Origin of the sequence: Pseudacidovorax intermedius (genome assembly GCF_003350475.1) — a bacterium.
GTDB lineage: Bacteria > Pseudomonadota > Gammaproteobacteria > Burkholderiales > Burkholderiaceae_C > Xenophilus > Xenophilus intermedius.
The window spans coordinates 1-24,746 of the sequence record NZ_QQAV01000005.1; the positions used below are offsets into that span (position 1 = coordinate 1).

At 70.2% G+C, this 24,746-nt stretch carries 24 protein-coding genes; 3 read left to right on the forward strand and 21 right to left on the reverse strand.

The features are described from left to right. Positions 1-411 precede the first annotated feature (411 nt). Positions 412-1,419, forward strand: coding sequence for an AraC family transcriptional regulator (locus DFR41_RS13910; RefSeq protein WP_114803127.1), 1,008 nt, complete (start codon positions 412-414; stop codon positions 1,417-1,419). Between the two features lie 82 nt (positions 1,420-1,501). Here the strand turns inward: DFR41_RS13910 and DFR41_RS13915 are convergent, their stop codons facing one another. The 15 genes from DFR41_RS13915 to DFR41_RS13985 form a co-directional block, all read right to left on the reverse strand. Next, positions 1,502-1,888, reverse strand: a complete 387-nt coding sequence (locus DFR41_RS13915) for a helix-turn-helix domain-containing protein (RefSeq protein WP_211322593.1) — start codon at positions 1,886-1,888, stop codon at positions 1,502-1,504. After that, positions 1,888-2,190, reverse strand: coding sequence for a type II toxin-antitoxin system HigB family toxin (locus tag DFR41_RS13920; protein ID WP_017762154.1), 303 nt, complete (start codon positions 2,188-2,190; stop codon positions 1,888-1,890). Before DFR41_RS13920 ends, DFR41_RS13915 begins: the two co-directional genes overlap by 1 nt. A 50-nt stretch (positions 2,191-2,240) precedes the next feature. Continuing rightward, on the reverse strand, positions 2,241-2,774 hold the full coding sequence (locus tag DFR41_RS13925; protein ID WP_114803128.1) for a flavin reductase family protein: 534 nt from the start codon (positions 2,772-2,774) through the stop codon (positions 2,241-2,243). Positions 2,775-2,797: 23 nt separating this feature from the next. Continuing rightward, entirely contained in the window at positions 2,798-3,586 is a 789-nt protein-coding gene (locus tag DFR41_RS13930) for an SDR family oxidoreductase (protein ID WP_114803129.1), read from the reverse strand. Positions 3,587-3,916: 330 nt separating this feature from the next. After that, a complete protein-coding gene (locus tag DFR41_RS13935; protein ID WP_114803130.1) occupies positions 3,917-4,270 on the reverse strand; it encodes an alpha/beta hydrolase in 354 nt (117 codons plus the stop codon). 271 nt (positions 4,271-4,541) lie between these two features. Next, positions 4,542-5,144 (reverse strand): DUF4337 domain-containing protein, encoded by a 603-nt coding sequence (locus DFR41_RS13940; protein ID WP_114803131.1) that lies wholly within the window; start codon positions 5,142-5,144, stop codon positions 4,542-4,544. A gap of 107 nt (positions 5,145-5,251) precedes the next feature. Continuing rightward, on the reverse strand, positions 5,252-6,400 hold the full coding sequence (locus tag DFR41_RS13945) for a mandelate racemase/muconate lactonizing enzyme family protein (RefSeq protein ID WP_114803132.1): 1,149 nt from the start codon (positions 6,398-6,400) through the stop codon (positions 5,252-5,254). Next, positions 6,400-7,446 carry a tagatose 1,6-diphosphate aldolase gene (locus tag DFR41_RS13950; protein WP_114803133.1) on the reverse strand — a complete coding sequence of 349 codons (1,047 nt, stop codon included), beginning with the start codon at positions 7,444-7,446 and terminating at the stop codon, positions 6,400-6,402. Before DFR41_RS13950 ends, DFR41_RS13945 begins: the two co-directional genes overlap by 1 nt. Before the next feature lie 2 nt (positions 7,447-7,448). Continuing rightward, a complete protein-coding gene (locus DFR41_RS13955; protein ID WP_244917751.1) occupies positions 7,449-8,399 on the reverse strand; it encodes a PfkB family carbohydrate kinase in 951 nt (316 codons plus the stop codon). Continuing rightward, positions 8,396-9,466 carry an ABC transporter ATP-binding protein gene (locus DFR41_RS13960; RefSeq protein WP_114803134.1) on the reverse strand — a complete coding sequence of 357 codons (1,071 nt, stop codon included), beginning with the start codon at positions 9,464-9,466 and terminating at the stop codon, positions 8,396-8,398. Before DFR41_RS13960 ends, DFR41_RS13955 begins: the two co-directional genes overlap by 4 nt. A gap of 10 nt (positions 9,467-9,476) precedes the next feature. Continuing rightward, positions 9,477-10,451 carry an alcohol dehydrogenase catalytic domain-containing protein gene (locus tag DFR41_RS13965; RefSeq protein ID WP_114803135.1) on the reverse strand — a complete coding sequence of 325 codons (975 nt, stop codon included), beginning with the start codon at positions 10,449-10,451 and terminating at the stop codon, positions 9,477-9,479. 11 nt (positions 10,452-10,462) lie between these two features. Further along, on the reverse strand, positions 10,463-11,278 hold the full coding sequence (locus tag DFR41_RS13970) for a carbohydrate ABC transporter permease (protein WP_114803136.1): 816 nt from the start codon (positions 11,276-11,278) through the stop codon (positions 10,463-10,465). Positions 11,279-11,288: 10 nt separating this feature from the next. Further along, entirely contained in the window at positions 11,289-12,158 is an 870-nt protein-coding gene (locus DFR41_RS13975; protein WP_114803137.1) for a carbohydrate ABC transporter permease, read from the reverse strand. 10 nt (positions 12,159-12,168) lie between these two features. Beyond that, complete coding sequence (locus DFR41_RS13980; protein ID WP_114803138.1) at positions 12,169-12,951, reverse strand: SDR family NAD(P)-dependent oxidoreductase; 783 nt, start codon at positions 12,949-12,951, stop codon at positions 12,169-12,171. Further along, the gene (locus DFR41_RS13985) at positions 12,951-14,249 is read right to left on the reverse strand and encodes an ABC transporter substrate-binding protein (RefSeq protein ID WP_017759031.1); all 1,299 of its coding nucleotides are present in this window, start codon (positions 14,247-14,249) and stop codon (positions 12,951-12,953) included. Before DFR41_RS13985 ends, DFR41_RS13980 begins: the two co-directional genes overlap by 1 nt. A 186-nt stretch (positions 14,250-14,435) precedes the next feature. Between DFR41_RS13985 and DFR41_RS13990 the strand changes: the two genes are divergently transcribed. Beyond that, positions 14,436-15,458, forward strand: a complete 1,023-nt coding sequence (locus tag DFR41_RS13990) for a LacI family DNA-binding transcriptional regulator (RefSeq protein ID WP_017759030.1) — start codon at positions 14,436-14,438, stop codon at positions 15,456-15,458. A 23-nt stretch (positions 15,459-15,481) separates the two neighbouring features. Here DFR41_RS13990 and DFR41_RS13995 read toward each other — a convergent pair whose 3' ends face one another. From DFR41_RS13995 to DFR41_RS14015, 5 genes are all read right to left on the reverse strand, one after another. After that, the gene (locus DFR41_RS13995) at positions 15,482-16,273 is read right to left on the reverse strand and encodes a sulfite exporter TauE/SafE family protein (protein ID WP_114803139.1); all 792 of its coding nucleotides are present in this window, start codon (positions 16,271-16,273) and stop codon (positions 15,482-15,484) included. 84 nt (positions 16,274-16,357) lie between these two features. Further along, positions 16,358-17,323 (reverse strand): tripartite tricarboxylate transporter substrate binding protein, encoded by a 966-nt coding sequence (locus DFR41_RS14000; RefSeq protein WP_114803140.1) that lies wholly within the window; start codon positions 17,321-17,323, stop codon positions 16,358-16,360. Between the two features lie 31 nt (positions 17,324-17,354). Beyond that, positions 17,355-18,164: an HpcH/HpaI aldolase family protein gene (locus DFR41_RS14005; protein ID WP_114803141.1), complete on the reverse strand. Its 810-nt coding sequence runs from the start codon at positions 18,162-18,164 to the stop codon at positions 17,355-17,357. Between the two features lie 8 nt (positions 18,165-18,172). Next, positions 18,173-19,918: an L-arabinonate dehydratase gene (gene araD, locus DFR41_RS14010; RefSeq protein ID WP_114803142.1), complete on the reverse strand. Its 1,746-nt coding sequence runs from the start codon at positions 19,916-19,918 to the stop codon at positions 18,173-18,175. Positions 19,919-19,929: 11 nt separating this feature from the next. Next, positions 19,930-20,922 (reverse strand): Bug family tripartite tricarboxylate transporter substrate binding protein, encoded by a 993-nt coding sequence (locus tag DFR41_RS14015; protein ID WP_114803143.1) that lies wholly within the window; start codon positions 20,920-20,922, stop codon positions 19,930-19,932. 96 nt (positions 20,923-21,018) lie between these two features. On the opposite strand from DFR41_RS14015, the gene DFR41_RS14020 reads away from it, so the two are divergent. Further along, complete coding sequence (locus tag DFR41_RS14020) at positions 21,019-22,098, forward strand: LacI family DNA-binding transcriptional regulator (RefSeq protein ID WP_114803144.1); 1,080 nt, start codon at positions 21,019-21,021, stop codon at positions 22,096-22,098. Positions 22,099-22,136: 38 nt separating this feature from the next. On the opposite strand, the gene DFR41_RS14025 is transcribed toward DFR41_RS14020, so the two are convergent. After that, positions 22,137-24,743 (reverse strand): putative bifunctional diguanylate cyclase/phosphodiesterase, encoded by a 2,607-nt coding sequence (locus DFR41_RS14025; RefSeq protein ID WP_114803145.1) that lies wholly within the window; start codon positions 24,741-24,743, stop codon positions 22,137-22,139. Between the last annotated feature and the right edge of the window lie 3 nt (positions 24,744-24,746).

Genomic DNA, 24,746 nt, shown 5'->3' on the forward strand with positions numbered 1-24,746 from the left:
TCATGACCTCAAGCGCTCGAACCGCCCGGTGCGGACCCGCATGCCGGGTGGTGTGGGAGGGGCTCCGTCGACAATGACGGACCCCTATCCCGATTGCGTCCCCGCCAAGCCCGACTGCAACGCTCATGCCTCTTCGCATGCCGGGCCACGAAGAGCGCATCCATCTCCCAGCGACTGCCGCATTTCTCCTCCCCCGCTCGCAGGGAGAGGCCTGGGAGAGCGCGAATGCACCCCACCAGTGCAGTCCGTGCTTGCCCTGAGTGCATCGGCATTGCTTGAGGACTAAATTAACTGGGCTGCAGCGGCGCCCATGCGGTGGCGCCGAACTTGCTATCGATCAAGCCATCGCTGCATCGATCGCAGCGCGTCGAAACCCGCCGGCCACCGGCAACGCGCGACACGAGGCCCGCCATGAACCCCACTGCCAGTGCCTTCTTCACCCGCCCGCCGTCGGCACCCCTGCCGGCGACGCGGCCGCTGCGGCCCTTCTTCGCCTCGGCCGATCTCGAAGAGACGCGGCTGCGCGTGGGCAGCGTGATGAAGCCGCACCGGCTGGACGTGGCCGGCCGCGCCCAGCGCCTGGACGCGCGCATGCACCACGCCAGCTTCGGCGACGTCTCGCTGAGTTTGTTGGCTTACGGCGCCGAGGTGGAGATCCAGCCCGGTCCGCTGGAAGACTTCTTCCTGGTACAGATGCCGCTGGCCGGCCGTGCACAGGTCGACAGCGGTGGCCAGCACAGCGACTCCGGCCCGCACGAGGCCACGGTGCTCAGCCCCAGCGAGGACACGGTGATGCGCTGGTCGGCCGACAACCAGCAACTGATGGTGCGCGTATCGCGCGCGCTGGTGGAGCGCACGCTGGCGCTGCAACTGGGCCGTGCGCTCGACGCGCCGGTGCGCTTCCAGCTGGGCTTCGGCTGGCGCGACAACGCCATGTGGATGCACCTGCTGGGCTACCTGCAGGAGATGATGGCGCAGGACATCGACGTGTCGCAGCACCGACTGGTGAGCCAGCAGGTCGGGCAACTGGTGGCGGCCACGCTGCTGGCGGTGCAGCCGCACAACCACAGCCATGCGGCGCCTGCACGTTGCAATACCGTGCTGCCGCGCCATGTGCGCCGCGTACAGGACCACATCCAGGCCCATGCGCACGAGCCCCTGTGTGCGGAGCAGCTGGCCGAGGTGGCCGGTGTGAGCGTGCGCAGCCTATATGCCGGCTTCAAGGAATTCCTGGGCGTGAGCCCCATGCAGTACCTCAAGGACCTGCGGCTGGAGCGGGCCCGCGCCGAACTGCTGGGCGGCAGCACCCATGTGGCCGGCGTCGCGCTGCGCTGGGGCTTCGGCCACCTGGGACGCTTCAGCGCCGACTACCGCGCGCGCTTCGGCGAGTACCCCAGCGAGACGGTGCGGCGGCATTGAATCTTGGCGCTCACTGCATCGTCTGCAAATCGTGGCGGGGCTGCGCAGACACCTGCGCGGGCGCCTTCGGGAACATCAGTCCTCAGGCGGTGACCGGTTCCGCCGGGCCGATCAGGGACTGTGCAGGAATGCCCAGGTTCATCAGGCGCCGGATCATCGGCATCGTCAACGGGCGCTTGCGATTGAGCACCTCGTAAACCCGGTGGCGAGGGCCGATGTAGGGCACCAGATCTGCCACCGTGAGGCCGGCCTGCTCCATGCGGAACTTGATGGCATCCACCGGGTCGGGCGGGTCCATCGGGAAATGCTTGCGTTCGTACGCTTCGATCAGCGTGATCAGCGCCTCGAAATAAGCGCCTTCCGGACTGTCGGGCCGAGGCTCCTCCGGCACGTCGAAGAAGGCTTCCGCCGCCTTCAACGCCGAGTGGTAATCCGCCTCGCTGCGGATGGGGTGCAGTTGCAGGTTCATCATTCAGGCTCCACGTTGTGCACGTCGTTGAGGTCGTACTCCGCATGTGTGCCAACAAACTTGATGTAGACGGCGCCGAAGGCATAGGCTACGGCCACCACCAGCCGGTGGTCGTTGCCCTTGATGTTGAACACCACCCGCCGGCCGGGCAGGATGCTTGCGTTACGGAAACTTGCCTTCACGTCAGCCGGCGTGCGCCATTGCGCGGCCTGTACCTCTTCGACCCACGCCAGCAGTGGCCTCTTGGCATCGGGATGCGATGACCAGTAGTCCCGCAGGGCGCTGACGGCGATGATCCGCATCGCGCAAGTTTAGTCCCAAATTGGGACTGTCGGCCATCGCATCGGTCGGCTCAAGCCGCCAACCCGGTGAACCGCCCCCCATGGAACACCAGCGGCGCCGTCTCGCTGCGCGCCACGCGAAGCACGCGGCCCACGAGCAGATGATGGTCGCCCGTCTCGCGGTGATGATCGCTGGCGCACACCAGCGTGGCGGCCGCGCCGGCGATGGCGGGCACGCCCTCGGGGGCTTCCGCGATGGCGATGCCCTCGAACTTGTCGGGGACCGCCGGATTGGCGAAGTGCCGCGCCAGGGCTTCCTGTTCGCAGCCCAGCACGCTGATCGTGAAGTGCGTGCAGTCCCGGAAGGCCTGCAGGCTGGGCGAACGGTTCACCAGGCTCCACAGCACCAGAGGAGGTTCCAGCGACAGCGAGGCGAAGGAATTGATGGTGAGGCCCACCGGCCGGCCGTCGGCCGTGCGAGTGGCCACGATGGCCACGCCGGTGGGGTAGCAGCCGAGCACGGTGCGCAGCAGGCGCGGGTGCAGGACCTCGTCGATCCAGGGCGCCAGCGTGGAGGCGCCGGGCTCCGCATCGTTGGCTGCCATGGGGGTGGCATGGACGACCGCGCTCATTCGGCCAGCCTCGGAATGGCCGGCACGGCCTGTTCGGGGCCCATGGCCGAATAGCCGCCGTCCACCGCGTAGTCGGCGCCGGTGACGAAGCTGGCACCTTCCGACAGCAGAAAGGCCACCACGTTGCCGATTTCCGCCGGGTCGCCCACGCGGCCAAGCAGGTGGTAGGCCGCCGCCACACGGTCGGTCTTGGCGCGGTCGCCCTGGGTCAGCTCGTCCATCACGCGCGACCAGGTCCAGCCCGGCGATACGGAATTGACACGGATCCGGTCGGCCGCAAAGTCCATCGCCATGTTGCGCGTGACCTGCACCAGCGCAGCCTTCGACACCGGATACAGCCAGCGCCCCGTCTGCGCCACCTTGGCCGAGATGCTGGTGAAGTTGACGATGGCCCCGCCGCCGGCCTGGAGCAGGTGCGGGCGCACCGCGCGGGCCGCCATGACGGCGCTGACCACGTTCACGTCCAGGGCGGTGAGCCAATCCTGCCGGCCCGATTCGGCGCCTGCATCCAGGTAGGTGCAGGCCAGGTTGACCAGTCCGTCGATGCGGCCGAAATGCGTGGCGACCTCGGCCACGGCCTGGGTCAGGGCGTCGTCCCGGGTCACGTCCACCGGCCAGAAGCGGGCGCGGTCCTCCTGGCCGGCCACGGCGCGCGCGCCGCCGGTCTCATCGATGTCGAACACCGCCACCCGTGCGCCGGCCTGCAGGAGCACGTGGGCCACGCCCGCGCCGATGAGGGTGGCGCCGCCGGTCAGTACGATGACCTTTCCGTCCAAGCGATGCATGTGAGTTGCCTTTCATCCGTGATGTCGTCGCCGCAGGTCGGGCTCTGCGAGCCCGGCCCGGCGCGTGGATGAATGGTGCGGCGCCCGTTCTCGCGGGCCTAGCCGCGCACGGCGCCGGCTATCCGCGGAGTGCGGACACTTGGTTGGGGCTTGGACATTCCGGCCTTCGAAGGGCATGGAGCCAGCCGGCTGCCGGGTGACTGGCCAAACCGCCGCTCAAACGCAGAAAGCCGGCATGCTTTCGCATACCGGCTTTCGAAGGTGCCCGAAGGCAAGTGCCGCGCGCCCGCCCGCTGACAACGGGCGCCGCGCTCGGCGGCAGCGGTCTGATTACAGGCCGGCCTTGCGGTAGACCGACAGGCTGCCCTGGGTGTACTGCGTGGGGATCGTGCTGTTCACGAAGGCCTTGGAATCCAGGTTGGCGGTCGGGTTGTGGGCGGCAGCCACGGCTTCGGCCTGCACGGCGGCGCGGCTGCGGGGAGCGGCCGGGGCCACTGCGACCTGCTGGCCGACGTATTCCAGGTTCTGCTCGGCGCGAGCGGCCTGCACGCCCTGGGCGTTCACTTCGGCGCGGCTGAAGGCCGACACGGGGGCGACGACGCCCTGGTATTCCTCGGCGCTGGCGCCGGCAACGGCGGCGAACGACAGGGCGGCGAGGGCGATGATCTTCGAGGTCTTGGTCATGATTTTTCTCCTGTAGGCAGGCATTGCGTTGAACAGAGCTGGCAAGGCACCTGCCTCACCGGCTTCGGGTCTGCGTTCAATCGCTGGCCCGTGGGATGAATTGTGGACCTCTCATCTAGGGAAAACCCTTGTCTTTGACGAACGTCACGTTCACGCCAGCGAAACAATCGCGGCGTGATGACCTACGTCGTTGCATCCGTGGAACTCTGCGCCGCGCTCTGGGAGCCGCGGTCTGTGGCGCTGTGGCGCTGTGGCGCTGTGGCGCGTCGTCTCAGACGTGGGCGAGCGCGAGCCCGCCGATCACGAGCCCCAGCCCAGCGACCCCGAACATGCCCCACTCCAGCCAGCGCTTGCGGGTGAGCAGCGCGATCGCCGCCAGGGCGATGGAAACCTGTAGCGCGGTGGTCGCCTGGGCCCAGCGATGGTGTTCGTGCAGGGCGGCGTCGGAGCGGTGGTCCCAGTCGTCGGCCTCCTTGTCCAGCTTCTGGGCGGCCAGCTGGATTTCGGCCTTCTCCTTGTCGTAGCGGGCCGCCTTTTCCTGCATGGCCGGCTTGCGGTCGTCGGGTGACAGGTCGCGTGCGAACTCGGCCAGCGCCTGCTTGGTGCTCTTGGCCTGGTAGTAATTCCACTGGTTGGCGGCTTCGGTGCGTTTCATGCCGGCGTTGTTCTTGTAGAGGCCGGCATTGGCCTGCGTCAGCCCGCCCATGTAGGCAAAGATGGCACCGACCGTGGCGATCACGGCGGTGAAGACGGCCACCTCGTTGGTGATGCTGCGCTGTTTTTTGGCGGCGGCGGCATGCTCGGCCTCGTGTTCGGCGGCATGCTGGAGTTCGTGGTCGTGCGGACCGTGGACGTGGAAACCGGAAGAGGACATGGCGGAAGGCGTGCGTTCTTGGAGGTGTTGGACGCCGCCGGATGGCAGCGGCCGGGATGATCCCAGCCTTCGATGAACGCACGCCGTACGGCCGGCGCCGACCCCGCCTAGAGCGGGATGCGGAAAGCCTGGGCCGCCCCGAGGTCGGGCTGCACGCCCAGGCCCGGTTTCATCCCCAGGTGCACGGCGCCTTCTTCCAGCGCGAACACCGGTGTGGCCAGCAGGTCGCGAAGCGGGTTGGAGTTGGCATCCACCTCCACATAGCCCGGCCCGCCCACAGCCGCCTTGAGGTGGAAGGAGGCCGTGAGGCCGATGCCGGCCCCCAGCCAGTGCGGACAGAAGCGTTTGCCTTGCGCCAGCGTGCGCCGTCCCACGGCCAGGCAGCCGCTGAAGCCGCCCCATTTGCCCAGGTCCGGCTGGATGATCGACAGGCCCTCGGCGCCGATGTGGGCGTCGAAGGCGGCCAGGCCGGCCAGGTTCTCGCCACCGGCCAGCGGCAGTGGCTGCTCGCGCGCCAGCCGGGCCCAGTCGGCCAGCGGCGTGTCGGCGCGCACGGGCTCCTCCAGCCAGCCGAGGTCGTGGCGGGCCATACGGCGGCCGGCGGCGATGGCCTCGTCCAGGTCCCAGGCCTGGTTGGCGTCGACCATCAGCGGCGCCGCGGGGCCGATCACCTCGCGCAGGGCGGCCAGGTTGGCCTCGTCGCGCTCGGCGCCGAAGCCGACCTTGAGCTTGAAGGCGCGGTAGCCCTCCGCGCGCTTGGCCGCTGCCAGCTTCTCGGGCGCGGTCGGGTTGAGGCCCGAGGCATAGAGCGGCACCGGCGCGGGCGCGGCCAGATCAGGCGCGAGCAGCTTCCACACTGGCAGGCCGTGGCGGCGGCCCAGCAGGTCCCACAGCGCGATGTCCAGGCCGGCCACGATCTGTGCCAGGGGGCCGGGCTCGCCGCACTGGATGGCCAGCACGGCCAGCTTCTCCGTCAACGCCTCGAAGCAGACCTGGGGGCTCGCCCACTGCGGCCCGCAGGCCAGCGGCGGCAGGTAGGTCAGCGCCATGCGGGCGCGGTGCTCCGCACCCACGGTCGGGAAGTTGCACCAGACCTCACCCCAGCCTTCGGCACCATCGTCGGCGATGGCACGCAGCAGCAGGGCCGGCCGGTCGCGCATGATGCCGAAGGAGGTCTGCACCGGCGGGTCCGCCGGCGCGCGGAAGACGAAGACCTCGATACGTTCGAGGCGCAGGTCGGTCGCCGCTGCCGTCATCACGCGTAGGCCAGGCAGAACTCGCCCTCGGCCTTGAGCGTGTCGAAGGCGCTGTAGTCGGCCTGCCAGGCGTTGCCGGCGCGCTCGGTGAGGGCGGCCAGTTCGGCCAGCGTGGCGGTGCCTTCGCGGCGCAGCTGGGCCTCGAAGCCGGCCAGGTCGGGGAACTGTTGCAGTGCTTCCCACCACACGGCGCGGCCGGCCAGGAAGCCATGGGCGCCCGCCGCGTAGGCGTACTCCATCACGCGCAGGAACTGCTGGGGCGTGACACCGGCCGACAGCATCACCCACGGGATGCCGGCATCGCGGCAGATGCCGCCCATCTGGTCGAACAGGGCCTGGGCCTGGCGCGACTCGGCGCTGTCGCCATGCGCGGGCAGGCTGGCGCCGGGCAGCGGGCTTTCGAGCTTGAACAGGTCCACGCCGTAATGCGGCTTGGCGAACTCGCGCACGCTGTCGAGCACCAGCTCGGGCAGCTTCTCGGGCGACTCCACATAGTCGGTCGTGTGCCGCTCGCTCTTGGGGAAGGGATAGACCAGCAGTTCCAGCACCAGCGGGATGTCGTGGACGCGGCACTGCTCGCCGATCTCGGCCACGTAGCGCTGCTGGTGGGCCACGATGTCGGCGTCGGCATCGGGCCGGTACCAGGCCAGCACCTTGACGCCGTCGCCGCCGGCACGCTTGATCTTCTCGACGCTCCAGTCCTTGATCGAATGCGACAGGCGGCCGCCGGGCTGGTCGCGGAAGCGGTGGTCCTCCAGCGTCACCACCAGGCCGGTGTGGGCCGGCAGCTTCTTCAGGCCCGCCGGGAAGGCGTAGTTGGGATCGAACAGCATGGCGCTGGCATGCGGGCCCAGCACGTCGACCAGCACGCGCTTGACGGCGACCATGTCGGCGAAGGCCACGTCGGCCGGGGCGATGCCCTGCTTCCTGGCGATGAGGCTGGCGATGGGCGGGCGCTGGTCGAGCGCCACCATCGTGAAGTGCCCGGCGGGCGTGGCCATGCGACGCAGGCCCCATTGCTTGCCCAGACGGAGGTTGTTCGCCATGTTCAGTGCTCCTGGATCTCTTGAAGGAAGGTGAGTGCATCGCCCAGCCGGGGCGCGCCCGAGCGGCCCCCGGCCTGCCGGCACTTGAGTGCCGCGGCTGCGGCGGACAGACGGAAGGCCTGCGCCGGCGCCAGTCCGGCACCGAGGGCGAAGGCGAGGGCTCCGTGGAAAACATCGCCGGCCCCGGTGGTGTCCACCGCGTCGACGGCAAAGGCGGGCAGGGTCTGCAGGGCGCCGGCGTCGTCCAGCCAGGCGACGCCGCGCTCGCCCAGCGTGACGGCGGCCAGCCGGCAGCCGCGTGCGCGGGCCACGCCCAGCTGCACCTGCAGGGCGCCGCCGCCGCTGTAGGCGGCCAGTGCGGGCTCCGAGAAGGCGGCGACGTCGGTATGTGGCAGCAACTGGTCGAAGACCCAGGGCTCGGCCATGTCGCCGTCGAGCACCGAGGGCACGCCATGCCGGCGCGCGGCCTGGAAGAGGGCGAGCGCGCCCTCGGGCCAGCGCGGATCGGCCAGCACCGCCTGTGCGTCGGCCACGGCGTCGAGCGGCAGCCAGGCGGGATCGGCCGGCAGGCCGTCGCCGCGGAAGTTGACGATCATGCGTTCGCCGCGGCCGTCGACCACGATGCCCGAGACCGAGGACCGTGCCCCTTCGAAGAGCCGGAACTGCGCCACGTCCACGCCGGCCTGGGCCAGCTCGTCGCGCATGGCGCGGCCGGCGCTGTCGTCGCCGGCACGGCCCCAGAAGCGCGCGTCGGCGCCCAGCCGGGCGGCGGCCACGGCGGCATTGGCGGCCATGCCGCCGCCGCCTTCGCGGAAGTCGGCGGCGCGGGTCTTGCCGCCGCCCGCGGGCAGGGCGTCCACGCCCCAGGTCAGGTCGAAGGCCGACAGCCCCAGGCAGATCACCACGGGCCGCGCCTCGCGCAGCGAATCGGGCAAAAGGGGCAGCGCGTTCACCGCAGCACGTCCCCGGATCCGGCATCGAACAGGTGTACCTTGGCCGCATCGAAGCCCAGCGCGATGGACGCGCCCGCGTTCACCGCCAACTCGGGCGCGACACGCGCCACGTGGCGCTTGCCGTCGAAGTCGAAGTACACCAGCGTGTCCGAGCCCAGCGGTTCGACCACGCTCACGGTGGTGCGCAGCGGGCCGTCGGCCTGCGCCAGCAGGTGCTCGGGCCGGATGCCCAGCACGGCCCTGGCGCGGCCGGCCGCGGTCAGCGGGTGCAGGCGGTCGGCCGGCATCGCGAGCAGGGTGCCATCGGCCAGGCGCAGGCCGCCGGCTTCTACGCCCACGTCGAAGAAGTTCATGGTGGGCGAGCCGATGAAGCCGGCCACGAACTGGTTGGCCGGCTGGCGGTACACCTCGTCGGGCGTGCCGAACTGCTGCACCACGCCGGCCTTGAGCACCACGATGCGGTCGGCCATGGTCATGGCCTCCACCTGGTCGTGGGTGACGAAGATCATGGTGGTCTTGAGCTGCTGCGACAGCGCCTTGATCTCGGTGCGCACCTCGCCGCGCAGCTTGGCGTCCAGGTTGGACAGCGGCTCGTCGAAGAGGAAGACCTTGGGGTTGCGCACCATCGCACGGCCCATGGCCACGCGCTGGCGCTGCCCGCCCGACAGCGCCTTGGGCTTGCGCTGCAGGAAGGGCTCGATGTGCAGCAGGCCGGCCGCGCGCTGCACGCGCCGGTCGATCTCGGCCTTGTCCATGCCGCGCATCTCCAGGCCGAAGGCCATGTTCTGGTAGACGCTCATGTGCGGATAGAGCGCATAGTCCTGGAAAACCATGGCGATGTCGCGCTGCGCCGGCGGCACGTCGTTGACGCAGGTGTCGCCGATGTAGAGCTCGCCGCCGTCGATGGGCTCCAGCCCCGCGATCACGCGCAGCAGGGTGGACTTGCCGCAGCCCGAGGGGCCGACGAAGACGACGAATTCCTGGTCCCGGATCTCCAGGTCGATGGCGGGCACCACGGTGATGTCGCCGTAGCGCTTGGTGAGGCCCCGCAGATGGATCGCTGCCATGCGCGCCGCCTCAGGAAAAAGCCAGCAGCGGCTTGACCAGCTCGCCTGCCACGAAGCGGCCGAACATCTCGGGCAGCTGCTCGATGCCGAACTGCGCGTCCACCAGCTGGCGGTAGCGCGCCTTCTCCTTGCGCAGCAGCTCCACGTTGAGCGCGAAGTCCGACTTGGGGAAGTAGAAGGTGCGCACCATGTAGAAGTCCTTGCGGCGGATGGCCGGCGTTTCCTGCACGGGCCAGGGCGCGTCGCTCTCGCCGATGAGGATCAGCACGCCGCGCGGCAGCACGATGTTCATGCCCAGCGAGCGCGCCGCATGCGAGCCGCTGCACTCGACGATGAGCTTGAAGCGCCTGGTGTTGTCGCCCACCGGATGCCGGCGCGCGCCGAAGGATTCGGCCAGCTGCAGCCGCTCCTCCTTCAGGTCGGACACGTAGACCTCGGTGTAGCCCAGGTTGAGCAGTGCCACGATGGCGCCCATGCCCACCGGGCCTGCGCCCGTGACCAGCACCGGGCCGGCGCCCTGCGGCGGCACCAGGTTCTGCACGAAGCGGATGCCGTGCGCGGCGGTGCCGATGGTGTCCAGCAGCAGCGGCGCGAGTTCGTCCTCGATGTCGTCGGGCACGGGCAGCAGGCACTGCTCCGGCACCGCGAGGTACTCGGCATAGCCACCGGGGCGGTTCCAGCCCACCAGCACCGATTCGTTCAGGCACATCTGCGTGTCGCCGCGGCGGCAGCTTTCGCAGTGGCCGCAATGCACCGGGATGTAGACCAGGCAGCGGCGGCCGTCGAGCGCATGGCCCGGCTGCTCGACCACGCCGAAGATCTCGTGGCCGGGCGTGAAGGTGGCGCCCTTGATCCAGAGCTTGGTGTCGGACCCGCACAGCGCCGTGCGGCGCACGCGCAGGAGCACCTCGCCGGCGGCGGGCACGGGACGTTCGATGTCGGCGACCGTGATGGTCTTGTCGCCATGGAAGACAGCGGCTTGCATGAGATTGGCTCCTAGCCCTTGACGGCGCCGAGCGCGAGGCCCGACACCAGACGGCGTTGCACGAAGAAGGCGAGCACCAGCGGCGGCAGCGCGATGAGCGTGGCCGCGGCCATGAGGGCGCCCCAGTTGGAGGCCCCCTCGCCGATGAAGTTGAACGAGGCGGCGATCAGCGTCTTGGTGTCGCCGTTGGACAGCACCAGCGCGAAGAGGAAGTAGTTCCAGGAGAAGACGAAGGCCAGGATGGCTGACACCACCAGCCCCGGCATCACCAGCGGCAGGGCGATGCGCCACAGGATGCGCGGCACGCTGCAGCCGTCCACCTGCGCGCTTTCCAACACGCTGCGCGGGATGTTGTCGAAAAAGGGCAGCAGCACCCAGATGACGATGGGCATGGTGATGACGGCGTGCGTGACCACCAGCGCCGTGTAGGTGCCGATCAGGTTCAGCTCGCGAAACATCACATACCACGGCAGCAGGAAGAGCGTGCCCGGCGCCATGCGCGCCAGCAGCGTGACCGTGGCCGGCCAGGTGATGCGCGTCCACGAGACCGCGAAGGCCGCCGGCACGCCCAGCACGATGCCGATCACGGTCGAGCCGATGGTGATGACCAGGCTGTTCCAGGTGTAGTGCCCGAAGGGCGTGGTGCCGAAGAGCTGGCGGTAGTTGTCCAGCGTGGGCGTGAAGAACAGCTTGGGCGGGTAGGCTGTGACCTCGGCGGAGGGCTTGAAGGAGGCCAGCACCATCCAGGCGATGGGCGCCAGGATGATCAGGCCCACCATCGCGATCTGCAGCGCGTTCAGGCGGCGGATGAGGGCGTCGTCGTGCATGCGTGTCTCCTCACCAGGCCACGCGCTTGCGCGCCTGGGTCAGCACCACCACGGCGCCCAGCACCAGCGTCGAGAGCGTGATCATCAGCGCGCTCGCATAGCCGATCTCGAAGAACTCGAAGCCCTTGCGGAAGCCGTAGATGTTGAGCGTGTTCGAGGCATTGCCCGGCCCGCCCTGGGTGGTGATGTAGATGATGTCGAAGAAGCGCAGCAGGTCGACGCTGCGCAGGATGGCGGCCGTGACGATGGTGGGCATCAGCAGCGGCAGCGTGATGCGCCAGAAGGTCTTCCACCGCGAGGCGCCGTCGATCTGCGCCGCCTCGTACACGTTGGGCGGCAGCGACTGCAGGCCGCCCAGCACGATCAGCGCCACGTAGGGCGTCCATTGCCAGGTGTCGATGAAGGCGACGGTGGGGATCACCCACTGGGGCGAGGCCAGCCAGTCCGAGCGCGGCAGGCCCACGCTCTCCAGCAGCCAGTTGGCCGCGCCGATGGACGGGTCCAGCACCACCAGCCACATCATGCCCACCACCACCGGCGGCAGCACGAAGGGCGAGATCATGAGCGTGCGCACGATGCCCGAGAGCTTCTTGGACGAATGCAGCAGCAGCGCGACGTAGGTGCCCAGCACCAGTTGCAGCACCAGCGACAGCACGTACAGCACCAGCGTGATCTTCAGGCCGTTCCAGAACTCGCCGTCCTGCAGCATGAGCAGGTAGTTCCGGCCGTAGTTGAGCGTGGCGCTGCCGCCGAAGCTGAACTCGTGCAGGCTCAGCCAGATCGTGTAGGCGAAGGGAAAGGCGATCAGCGCCAGCGTGAAGATCACGGCCGGCGTGGACAGCATGTTCAGCTGCCGGCGGGTTCCGATGGATTGGCTCATGCGGGGCTCCTCATCCGGCCAGGAAGCCGCCGTCCACCGCCAGCACGGTGCCGGTCATGTAATGGGCGGCCGGCGAGGCCAGGAAGAGCGCGCTGCCCGCGATGTCGGTGGGCTGGGCCCAGCGGCCCTGCGGGATGCGCGCGCGGATGCGTTCGTAGTGGGCTGCGTCCTGGCGGCCTTCGGCGTTGATCGGCGTCTCGACGTAGCCGGGCGCCACCGCGTTGACGCGGATGCCCTCGGCGGCCCAGGCCAGCGCCAGCGACTTGGTGAGCATCACCACGCCGCCCTTGCTGGCGCAGTAGGCCGGAATCCACGGCAGCGCCGCGAAGGCGTTCATCGAGGCGATGTTGACGATGCTGCCGCCGCCGGCATCGCCATGCGCCGCGAGCATCGGCTTGCACGCCGTGCACAGGCGGAAGGTGCCGGTGAGGTTGACGTCCAGCACGCGCTGGAAGGTGGCGACCTCGAACTCCTTGAAGCGCGCCAGGATGCCGGCGCAGTTGACCAGCGTGTGCAGGCCGTCCAGTTCGCCCACCAACCGCGCCACGTCGTCGTCGCGGGTCACGTCCAGCGTGGCCAGGCGCAGGTGCGCGGCCGGCTTCAACGCGGAGGCTGCCAGGGCGGCTTCGTCCACGCCGGTGGCCACCACCTCGCAGCCCGCGTCGACGAAGGCCTGCGCGATGGCGCTGCCGATGCCGCCCGCGCCGCCCACCACCAGCACGCGGTGGCCCGGGGCGAAGGCGAAGGGGCTCCCGGCCGCCCGCGGGCGGCTGTCTTCGGCGATCACGTCCATCAGTCCTTCGCGATCAGCGCGTCGAGCTGCTTGTCGGCGTCCGCGCAGGCCTGCGCCACCGTCTTCTGGCCCAGCAGCAGTTCGTTGACGGCCTGGCCCACGTACTCGCGCGAGGCCGGGTTGGCCACGATGGGGTAGCCCACCTCGGACGTGCCGGTCTTGCCCAGCTCGCTGACGGTGGCGGCCCATTCGCGGCGCACCGGCTCACCGTCCATCCAGGCCTTGTAGTCGGCGCCGTTGGCCACCGATGCGCGCGGCGGCGCCACGCCGTCCAGCGCCAGCTTCTCCTGCACGGCGCGGCTGGTGGCCCACTGCACGAAGTACCAGGCGGCTTCCTTCTTCTTGCTGTACGCCGAAACGGACATGGTCCAGCCGATCACCGTGGGCCGCGAACCGCCGGGGCCCGCGGGCAGCACGGCGATCGCGGTGTCCTTGAGGCGGGCGCCGCCTTCCATCACGCTGCGCAGCTCGTTGGAGGACTCGAAGGCCATCGCCGCCTTGCCCTCGCGGTACAGGCTGCTGATCTGATAGAAGCTGTAGTTCACCACGCCGGGCGGGCCGTAGTCCTTGAGCAGCTTGGCGTAGAGGCCCAGCGACTCCTGGCCCGGCTTGCTGCACAACTGCGACTTGCCGTCCTTCATGTAGTCGCCGCCGAAGTTGTGCAGGAATACGCTGTAGGTGAAGGGCAGCGCGGGCTTGAGGCCGCGCGAGACGAAGGGCGTCACGCCCGGCTCGCAGCTCTTGAGCTTGGCGGCCACGCCTTCGAGCTCGGGCAGGCTCTTGGGCAGCTGCACGCCGCACTTCTGGAACAGGTCCTTGCGGTAGTACAGCACCGGGCCTTCGATGTTGAGCGGCACGCCCATCACGCGGCCGTTGTAGCTGGCGTCCTTCACCAGGCCGGGGCTGAGGTCGGCGAAGTCGTAGTCGGGCGCGGCGGCGGTCTTGATGAGGTCGGTCAGGTCGGCATACCAGCCGGCCTTGGCGAACTGCAGGCCTTCGCGCGAGGGCAGGGACATGAACAGGTCCACCTCGTCGCTGCGCGAGTTCATCACGGTGACCATGCGCTGGCGCATCTGCTGCTCCTGGTAGCTGTCCACCTTGAGCGTCATGCCGGTCTGCTTCTCGAAGTCCGCCTTGTGCTTGAGCAGCGCCGCCGCCACCGGGTTGTTGTTGGCCAGGAAGGTGAGCGTGGTGCCCTGGTACTTCTTCCAGTTGAACTCCTGGGCACCCGCCGTGAGCGACAGCGTGGCCAGGGCGACCGTGCCGAGCACGGCGATGGGACGGTGGATGGAACGCATGGATGTCTCCTTGTTCTGTCGGCCATGCCGACGGGTCGAAGCGATGTAACCGTTTACAGAATTGTGGGTGATTGACGAGTGGCGATCAACCGCGATGCTGGCGGAATGGGGGTGTTTTTTATTGGGGTTTGCCCTTGAAAACGGTGCTTCAGCCGATGTACCTGTTTTATGTAAACTGTTTCATCGATGAAGAACAAATCCGTCGGCATCCGTGAAGTGGCGCAGCACGCGGGCGTGTCCACCGCCTCGATCTCGCGGGCGCTGAACAGCCCCGAATCGGTGAGCCCAGCCCTGCGCCTGAAGGTGGACGCGGCCATCGCTGCGCTCGGCTACATCCCCGACGCGGCGGCGCGGGCGCTGTCGTCGCGGCGCACGCGCACCATCGGCGCCATCATCCCGACGGTGGACAACGCCATGTTCGCGCGCGGCATCGAGGCGCTGCAGCGCTACCTGTCGCTGCAGGGCTACCTGCTGCTGCTGGCCACCAGCGGCTACGACCCCGAGGTCGAGTTCCGCCAGGCGCAGAACATGGTCAGCCGCGGCGTCGACGGCCTGATCCTGCGCGGCGACATGCACACCGAGGGTCTGCGGCGGCTGCTGGCCACCCAGCGCATGCCCTTCGTGAACGTGGGCGTCTACCACCCCGACAAGCCCTATGCCTCCATCGGCGCCAACAACGAGGACGCCGCCTGGCGCGCCACGCGCTACCTGATCGGGCTCGGCCACACGCGCATCGCCATGGTGGCGGCCATGTCGGCCCACAACGACCGTGCCTCGGCCCGCGTGGCCGGCGTGCGGCGCGCGCTGAAGGAGCAGGGCCTGCCGCTGCCCGCCGACTGGTACTACGAGGTGCACTACCGCCTGGACGATGCCCGCCAGGCCGCGCGGGCGCTCATGGCCTGCCCCGAGCGTCCGACGGCGGTGGTCTGCGGCAACGACGTGCTGGCGTACGGCGTGCTGCTGGAGGTCGAGCGCCACGGCCTGCAGGTGCCCGGCGACATCTCGGTGATGGGCTTCGACGACCTGGAGTGGAGCCGCCACCTGCGGCCCAGCCTCACGACCATGCACCTGCCCACCGACGAGGTGTGGACGCGGGCCGGCGAGCACCTGGTCAAGCAGCTCAGCGGCCAGCCCTGCGTGATGCACCACGAGGTGGATGCGACGCTGGTCGTGCGCGAATCGACCGCGCCGCCGCGCGCCAGTGCCTGAGGGTCGTCGTCGCGCAGGCCGTCTCAGTGGGCGTGCAGCGCCGCAAGTGCGAGCGAACCGCCCGTGGCCACCAGCAGCGCTGCCACGCCCCAGCGCAGCGCCGCGGCCGGCACGTGCGGCTGCAGGCGCAACGCCAGCCGCGTGAGCACCTGCACCAGCGGCAGCGCGATGGCCGACAGCAGCACCGCCCGCAGCGAGAAGCCACCCGTGGGCACGTTCAGCGCGATGCGGGTCAGCGCATTGGCCGCGAACATCAGCAGCAGGCCGCGCCGCACCACGTCCAGCGCCAGCGGCTGGCGGTAGAGGTGGTAGACGATGGGCGGCCCCGAGGTGCCGAAGAGTCCGCCCATCAGCCCCGACACCAGCCCCGCCGCCGCGAACTGCCGCGGCGGCGCCAGCGTGGCACGCACCGCGCCGCGGCGCAGCAGCACCAGCGCGCACAGCACGATCACCACGCCCAGCAACAGCTTGAGCGCCGTGGTGGCCCCGGCGCTCAGCCAGTGCAGCAGCACCAGGCCCCCGCCCACGCCGACGCAGCTCGTGAGGATGGCCGGCTTCATCAGCGGCCAGGGCACTGGCTGTCGGTGGGCGCGGAAATAGGCCCAGGCATTGGCCAGCGTGAGCACCGTCGCCACGTTGGCCGCATCCGCCACCGAGGCCAGGTCGAAGCTGGCCACCAGGCTCAGGAAGACCAGCCCGAAGGCGAAGCCCGAGAGCGTCTGGGCGAAGGTGGCGATGGCGACGCACAGCAGGTACAGGGCCAGCGAGGCGGGCGAACCGAGAAGGGCGGCGAGCGAGGTGAGCGAGGGCGGCATGCGGGAGAGGAGGTCGGCCCGGCGGCCGGCACAGGAGCCTCGACGGCTGAGCCCGCTTCGGCCGACGCCGAAAGGCTCAGGGGCTCAGTCCTTGTCGGCGAGGCCCAGGTCGCGGATGAGTTTTCCGTAGGCCTCGGATTGTTGCGCGGCGAAGGTCGCGAAGCGCTGGCCATCCATGTAGGCGGGCGGCGTCTCCAGGCGTTGGGCCTCGGTCTTGTACGCCTCGCCGGCCAGCGCGGCCTGACAGGCCGACTCCAGCTTGGCCAGTATGGGCGCTGGCAGGCCCTTGGGCGCGATCACGCCGCCCCAGATCGAGGCCGTGATGGGCCAGCCCGCCTCGGCCATGGTCGGCACGTCCGGGTAGCCGGGCAGGCGCTGCTCGGCGAACACGGCCAGCGGCCGCAGGCCGTACTGTTTGGAGACGGTGGGCGTCTCGCTGAACAGCATCACCTGCTTGCCCAGCAGGCCGGTGACCATCTCGCCCGAGCTCTTGTAGGGCACGTGCAGGCCCTTGGCCTGCGCCTTGTCGAGCAGCATCTCCATGGCCAGGTGCAGCAGCGTGCCGCGGCCGGAGGAGCCGTAGGTGAGCGTGCCGGGGTTCTTGCGCGCGAAGGCCAGCACGTCGGCCACGCTCTGGAAGGGCGAGTCCTTGGGCACCATCATCATCAGCGGCACGGCATAGGTGCGACAGACGTGGTCGAAGTTCTGGTGGCTGTAGCCGGTCTTGCGGATGGCGGGCTGCAGCACCTCGGGGCCGATCACCGACAGGCCCACGGTGTAACCGTCGGGCCGGGCCCGCATGAGCTGCAGCATGCCGATGGCGCCGCCCGCGCCGGCCTTGTTGTCCACCACCATGGCCTGGCCGAGCTGCTCGCCCATGTGGCGCTCCAGGATGCGGGCCATGATGTCCGAGGTGCCGCCGGGCCCGAAGGGCACGACCATGGTCACGGGCTTGTCGGGATAGGCGGGCTGAGCCTGTGCGGGCAGGGCGGCGGCACAGGCCAGGGCGGCCCACAGCAGGCCGCGCACGGCGGCCGGTCGGATCTTCATCGTTGTCTCCTTGATTGGTGTCGGTCGCGCGTCAATACACGCTGCTCTCGAAGCCCTTGGCGAGCGACGGACGGATCGCCTCGATGAAGGCCGTGGCCTGGCGCATCATCATTCCCATGTCCGAGGCCACGGCCACGAAGTCGTAGCCGAGCTGCACGAAGCTGCCCACCATCTGCGGCGTGGGCCCCACGATGCCGCAGGGCTTGCCCACCGCGCGGCAGCGCCGGGCCACGTCGGCGATGACGGCCTGCACCTCCGGATGGGCGATGTTGCCGATGTGGCCCATGTTGGCCGACAGGTCGCCGGGGCCGAGGAAGAGCGCATCCACGCCGGGGACGGCGGCGATCTCCTCCAGTGCAGCGACCGCCTGCGGCGTCTCGAGCTGGATGATGGTGAACACCGAATCGTTGGCGCGCTGGCCGTAGTCGCGCGCGGTGCCGTAGCCCGAGGCACGGTGGACGGCCGCGAAGCCGCGCACGCCCTGCGGCGGGTACTTGGCGTACGAGACGGCACGCCGCGCCGCCTCGGCGCTGTCGACGAAGGGCACCATCACTGTCTGCGCGCCGAGGTCCAGCGCGCGCTTGAAGAGCACGGCGTCGTTGGCCGCCAGGCGGGCCACCGCGCAGGCGTCGGTGCCGGCGATGGCCTGGAGCACGGCGAGCGTGTCCTTCTCGTCCATGGGCACATGTTCCAGGTCCACCAGCAGCCAGTCGAAGCCGGCGCGGCCCATGGCCTCGGCGGTGCTGGCCGCGCCGGCCATGAGCCAGGTGCCGAGCGGCGCGCCGGGTTGGCCCAGGCGGCGGCGGAAGGGGTTGTCGAGCAGGTCGGAATAGGCAGGCATGCGCGGTGTCAGTAGATGGGGGGTTCGGGGGTGGCGGCGTTGCCGGCGAGCACGTCGAAGTCGCAGCCCAGGTGGGCCTGGGTGACTTCGCGCTGGTAGATGCGGGTGAAGCCGCGCACGTAGGGTTGGGGTGGCGGCGTCCAGTCGCGCCGGCGGGCGGCGAGTTCCTCGTCGGGCACCAGCAACTCCAGGCGGCGCTCGCCGATGTCGATACGGATCAGGTCGCCGGTGCGCACCAGCGCCAGCGGGCCGCCGACGGCGGACTCGGGCGAGATGTGCAGCACGCAGGTGCCGTAATGCGTGCCGCTCATGCGTGAATCGGACAGACGCAGGATGTCGCGCACGCCGCGCTGCAGCAGCTTCTTGGGCACGGGCAGGTTGCCCCACTCGGGCATGCCGGGGCCGCCCACCGGGCCGCCGTTGCGCAGCACCAGCACGCTGTCCTCGGTGACGTCGAGCGCCGGGTCGTTGATGGCGGCCAGCATGTCGGCGTTGGAGTCGAACACCAGCGCCGGCCCGGTGTGGCGCAGCAGGCGCGGGCTGGCGGCCGAGGGCTTGATCACCGCGCCTTCGGGCGCCAGGTTGCCGCGCAGCACGGCCAGGGCCAGTCCGGCCTCGGGGCAGTCGGCAGGGGCGGCCACCACGGGCTGGTCGAGTGGGCGGATCACGGCGTCGTCCAGCGGCACGGCGCCGGCGATGTTCTCGCCCAGCGTGCGACCGGTGCAGGTCTGCGCGTCCAGGTCCAGCGCGCCGGCGATGCGCTGCAGCAGGGCGGGCAGGCCGCCAGCGTAGTAGAAGTCCTCCATCAGCCGGTCGCCGGCCGGGAAGAGGTTGGCCAGCACCGGAACCCGGCATGCCATGGCGTCGAAGTCGTCCAGCCCGAGCGGGATGCCGGTGCGTCCCGCCATGGCCGGCAGGTGCACCGCCGCGTTGGTCGAGCCGCCCAGCGCCATCCATGTCGCCACGCCGTTGAGGAAGGACGCGCGGGTGATGAAGCGCGAGGGCTTGAGGTCGTCCCACACCATCTCGACGATGCGCTGGCCGCAGGCCCAGGCCATGCGGGTGTGGCTGGCGTCCATCGCCGGGATGCTGCTGGCGCCGGGCAGCGCGAGGCCCATGGCCTCGACGATGGCCGTCATGGTGCTGGCCGTGCCCATGGTGTTGCAGGTGCCGGGCGCGCGCGTCATGCGGGCCTCCAGCGCGATCCACTCGGCCTGGTCGATCTCGCCGACGGTGTACTTCTCCCAGTACTTCTTGGTGTGGGTGCCGGCGCCCACGCTCTGGCCCTGGTAGCGGTCGTTGAGCATGGGCCCGGCCGGGCAGAAGAGGGCGGGCACGTCCATCGACAGGGCGCCCATCACCAGTCCGGGCGTGGTCTTGTCGCAGCCGCCCAGCAGCACCACGCCGTCCAGCGGCAGGCTGCGGATCAGCTCCTCGGCCTCCATGGCCAGGAAGTTGCGGTAGAGCATGGTGGTGGGCTTGACCATCACCTCGCCCAGGCTCATGGCGGGCAGCTCCAGCGGATAGCCGCCGGCCTGCAGCACGCCGCGCTTGATGGCCTGCGCGCGCTCGCGCAGGTGGGCATGGCAGGGCGAGAGGTCGCTCCAGGTGTTGAGGATGCCCACGATGGGCCGGCCCATGAATTCCTCGCGCGCCAGGCCCTGCTGTTGCATGCGCTGGCGGTGGGCGAAGCCGCGGATGTCGTTGCTGGCGAACCAGCGCTGGCTTCGCAATTGATCGATGCTGCGTCGCAAGGGTCGTCCTTTCAATCCATCTTCACGCCGGCGTCCTTGACCAGGGCGCGCATGGCGGTGCCGTCCTTGCGGATCAGCGCTTCGAACTCGTCGGGGGTGGAGTTCAGTACCTCGTAGCCCTGGGCCTCCAGCGGCTGGCGGAAGGCCGGCTGCTGCAGCACGGCCACCGATTCGCGGTTCAGCCGCTGCACGATGTCGGCCGGCGTGCCGCGTCGCACCAGGATGCCGTTCCACACCACCGAGACCACGCCCGGCACGCCTGCCTCCGCAAAGGTGGGCACGTCGGGCATCACGGCCGAGCGCTTGGTGTCGGCCACCGCCAGCACCCGCACCTTGCCGGCCTGCCTGTGGCCGGTGACAGCCGGCAGGTTGTTGAACATCATGGGGATCTGCCCGCCCAGCACATCGGTGAGGGCCGGCGGGCCGCCCTTGTAGGGCGCGTGCACCAGCTGCGTGCCGCTGTTCTTCTCGAACAGCACGCCCGCCAGGTGCATGGTGTTGCCATTGCCCGCCGAGCCGAAGACCAGCTTGCCCGGCTGCGCCTTGGCCGCGGCCACCACGTCGGCCACGCTGCGGTAGGGCGTCTGCGCGCCCACCAGCAGCACGTTGGGCATCTGGTGGGTGAGGGTGATGGGCTGCAGGTCCTTCTGCGGCTCGTAGCCCATGCTGGCGTAGATCTGCGGGTTGATGGCCAGCGTGCTGAGCGAGCCGAGCAGCAGCGTGTAGCCGTCCGCCGGCTGGTTGCGCGCCACGTAGGCCGAGCCGATGTTGCCGTTGGCGCCGGCGCGGTTGTCGATGACCACCGGCTCGCCGAGCCGCTCGGACAGCCCCTGCGCGAAGCTGCGCGCGAACTGGTCGGCCACGCCGCCGGCCGGGTAGGGCACCACCAGCGTCAGTGGCCGCGTGGGGTAGGCCGCGGACTCTGCCGCGGCGGCCAGCCCCAGGGCGCAGGCAGCGCAGGCGGCCAGGCCCAGCTGGGCGAACAGGCGGCGGTCGAGCGGCATGGGAGTCTCCTGATTGGGGATGTCAGCGGTAACTGTTACCGCTAACATACTGTTAGTCTAGGCGCCTGGGCCACTTGCCGGCCATCGGTGCTAACCATGAAGCCTGCTTCCTCGTCGTCTTCCTCCTCCGCTTCCCGCGCGCCGCGCCGCAAGGCGGGCACGCACACCATCCACGACGTGGCTGCCCTGGCCGGCGTCTCCGCGATCACCGTGTCGCGCTACTTCAATGCGCCCGAGAAGGTGTCGGCCGCTGCGCGCGAGCGGCTCAAGGAGATCGTGGACCGCCTGGGCTACGTGCCCAGCCAGATGGCCGGCGGACTGGCCTCGGGCCGCGGCCGCGTGGTGTGCGCCGTGATGCAGAACATCGCGAGCAGCACCTTCGCCGATCTCGTCAACGGCATGACGGACGAGCTCAAGGCCTCGGGCCTGCAGCTGCTGCTGGCCAATGCCCAGTACTCGCGCGAGCTGGAGGAGTCGGCCATCCGCACCTTTGCGGGATGGCATCCGAGCGCGCTGATCCTGACGCGCGACGACCACACGCCGGCGGCCGAGGCCATGCTGCAGGCGCTCCACATCCCGGTGGTGGAGGCCTGGGGGCTGGTGGAGGGGCGGCCTTTCCACCAGGTCGGCTTTCCGCATCCCGAGGCGGGCGTGCAGCTGGCCGAGCACTTCCTGGCGCAGGGCGCGACGCGCATCCGCTTCGTGCTGCCGCGGGCGAGCCAGGACTTCCGCGCAGAACAGCGGGCCGCCGGCTACCGCCAGGCCATGCAGGCCGCCGGCCTGCCGCCCGATGTGGCCGTGGCCGAGGTCGACGACGACTACGAGGCGGGTGCGCGCGCGATGGCCGCCCATGCCGCGCAGGCGCCTGCCGCCCGGCCGCAGGCGCTGGTCTTCGCCAACGACAACATGGCGGCCGGCGCCATCCTGGAGGCGCCTTCGCTGGGCCTCGCGCTGCCGCGCCATGCCGCCATCGCCGGCTTTGGCGACGCACCGATCTCGGTGCGGCTGCGGCCTGCGCTGACCACGCTGCGCCCCGCCCGCTACGAGATCGGCCAGCAGGCGGCCCGGCGCGTGCTGGGCCTGCTGGCGGGCGCACGCAACGAGGCGGCGGCGGCCACCCGCACGCTCGTGCCCTGTACGCTGGTCGTGCGCGACAGCAGCCGCGTCGGGCGCTGAGGCGCGGGCCCGGGGCTGCGCTTCACGGTTCGAGCAAGCTAGCTGTCGACCGATGCGGGCTCGCGGGCGCCGTCGGGCGGCTGCGTCAGCGCAGCCACGGGTACCGGCTCGCTGTAGAGATAGCCCTGCAGCTCGTCCACGCCCAGCTGTCGCAGCATGGCCGCCTGCGCCTCGGTCTCCACGCCCTCGGCCACCACGCGCTTGTCCAGGGCGGTGGCCAGGGCCACGATGGCGGAGGCGATGGCATAGGCCGTGGGTTGGCGGCCGAAGGCCTGCACGAAGCTCTTGTCGATCTTGAGCGTGTCCAGCGGCAGGGTGCTCAGGTAGCTCATCGCCGAGTAGCCGACGCCGAAGTCGTCCAGCGCGATGTCGAAGCCCATGGCGCGCAGCCGTCCCAGCTTGTGCACGCAGCCCTCGATGTCGCGGAAGAAGGCGCCTTCGGTGATCTCCAGCTCGATGGCGCCGCGCGCCTGCGGAAACTCTGCGGCCAGGGCCTCCACCTCCGGCAGGAAGTCGCGGTGCGCGAGCTGCAACGGCGAGAGGTTGACCGACAGCCGCGTGAGCGGTGGATTGGCTTGCATGCGCCAGTGGCTGACCTGCTGCATCGCCTCGCGCAGCACCCACAGGCCGATCTCGCCGATCAGGCCGGCCTCTTCGGCGATGGGGATGAAGCGATCGGGCGGGATGCGACCCTTGACCGGGTGCTGCCAGCGCAGCAGCACCTCGGCCGAGGCGACCGCGCCGTCGCTGGCACGCACGCGCGGCTGGAAGAGCAGGAAGAACTGTCCCGCCGCCAGCGCACCGGCCAGGCTGCGGCGCAATTCCAGTCGCTCGGCCGTGGACGCGTTCAGTGTGCTCGTGTAGTCGACCACGCGGTTGCGCCCGCCCGTCTTGGCGGCGTACATGGCGGCGTCGGCGTTCTTCAGCAGCGTCTCGTGGTCGCGGCCGTGGTCGGGGAAGGCGGCCACGCCGATGCTGGCGCCGATCTGCACGTCGAGCGCATCGATGCGGAAGGGCTGCTGCAGGGCCGCCAGCACGCCGTGCAGCAGCGCGGGCAGGGCCTCCGGCGGCTCGTTGCACAGCAGCAGCACGAACTCGTCCCCGCCCATGCGGGCCAGGCGCGCGTCGGCCTTGGCCAGGCTCGTGCGCAGCCGGTAGGCCACCTGCTGCAGCAGCCGGTCGCCCACGCTGTGGCCATAGGCGTCGTTCACGTCCTTGAAGCCGTCCAGGTCGATGAAGGCCAGGGCCAGGCTTTGGTCGCGGCGCGCGGCGCGCTCCATGGCCTGGTCCACGGCGTCGACCAGGCCCAGGCGGTTGAGCAGGCCGGTGAGGCTGTCGACCACGGCCCGTGCCACCAGCTGGCGCTCGCGCTCGTCGGCCTGCACCGCCACGGCGAGCCGGGCGCACAGGGCGTCGAGCTCGTGGCGGGCGCGCGCGGGCCACGGGGCGCCATCGGCGCTGGCCACCTGCAGGGTGAAGGTGCTGTCCGGCCGCTGGGCCACGGGCAGCACCTCGACATGCCACGGCGCGACGGGCGACGACGCCTGCGACGGCGGTGCGCGGCGCAGGCGCCGGTGGCCGGCGTCGAGCACCAGCGCCTCCGGCGGCGCCCCGTCCTTGGGATGGATGCGCAGCATGAACTGCAGCTGCGGCGCCGACTGCGCCAGGTGCTGCAATGCCAGCGCCGCGATGTCGTGCAGCGGCTGGCGCGCGAGGATGGCGGTGTCCATCTGCGCCAGCACCTGCGAGAAGGCCAGGTCGGCACCGATCTCGCCCACCATGCCGTTGAAGGAGTCGGCCAGCTCGCGGAACTCGTCGGTCATGGCCGAGGCATCGACGCGCTGGCCGAAATCGCCGGTGCGCACGGCGCGCGTGGCCTCGATCAGCGTCTCCAGCGGCAGGGTGATGCGCCGGGCGTAGAAGGAGCTGGCGATCAGCGCCAGCAGGAAGGCCAGGCCCGTGGCCTGGGCCAGGGCCGCGCCGGTCCCGAGCGGCAGGAAGCGATAGGCATTGCGCTGCGGCGCGGCGCTGATCAGCCAGTTGGCGCCCTCGAACACGGGCGCGAGGTACAGCGGGCGGGTGTGGGCCAGTGCCAGCATGTCGCCCTGGAGCGGCGTGAGGCAGTGCGGACCGGGCGCCTGCTCGCTCTGGAGGCAGATCGTGTGGCTGCTGCTGGCCAGGTTCTCCAGCAGGTATTCCGGCCGCATGCGGCCTTCGACCACGCCGCCATCGGGTGCCGCCACGCGCATCACGGGGCGCATGCCGATGCCGCCCGGCAGAGGCTGAAGCAACACTTCGCTGCGTTCATGGGCGGGCGCCTCGCGCAGGGACGTGATGCCCTCGAACACCTTCGCGGCCTGCAGCTCCAGCGCCTCGTTGGGGGTGCCCGAGGCCTGGGCCTGCGCCCGGGCCCGCAGCAGCAGCTCGGCCGCGCGCAGGCGGTCGAACAGGTTCAGGCTCGCCGCCTTCGTCGTCTCGGCCATCAGCCGCTGCGTGGCACGGCGCTGCAGTGCGTCGGTCAGCTCGTAGGAGATGAGCGACACCGCCAGCAGCGGCAGCGCGACGATGACGAAGGCGCCCAGGAAGATGCGCCAGCCCCAGCGGCTGCGGAAGACGACGGCAAAGCGCTGCCAGTTCGGGGGCATCGT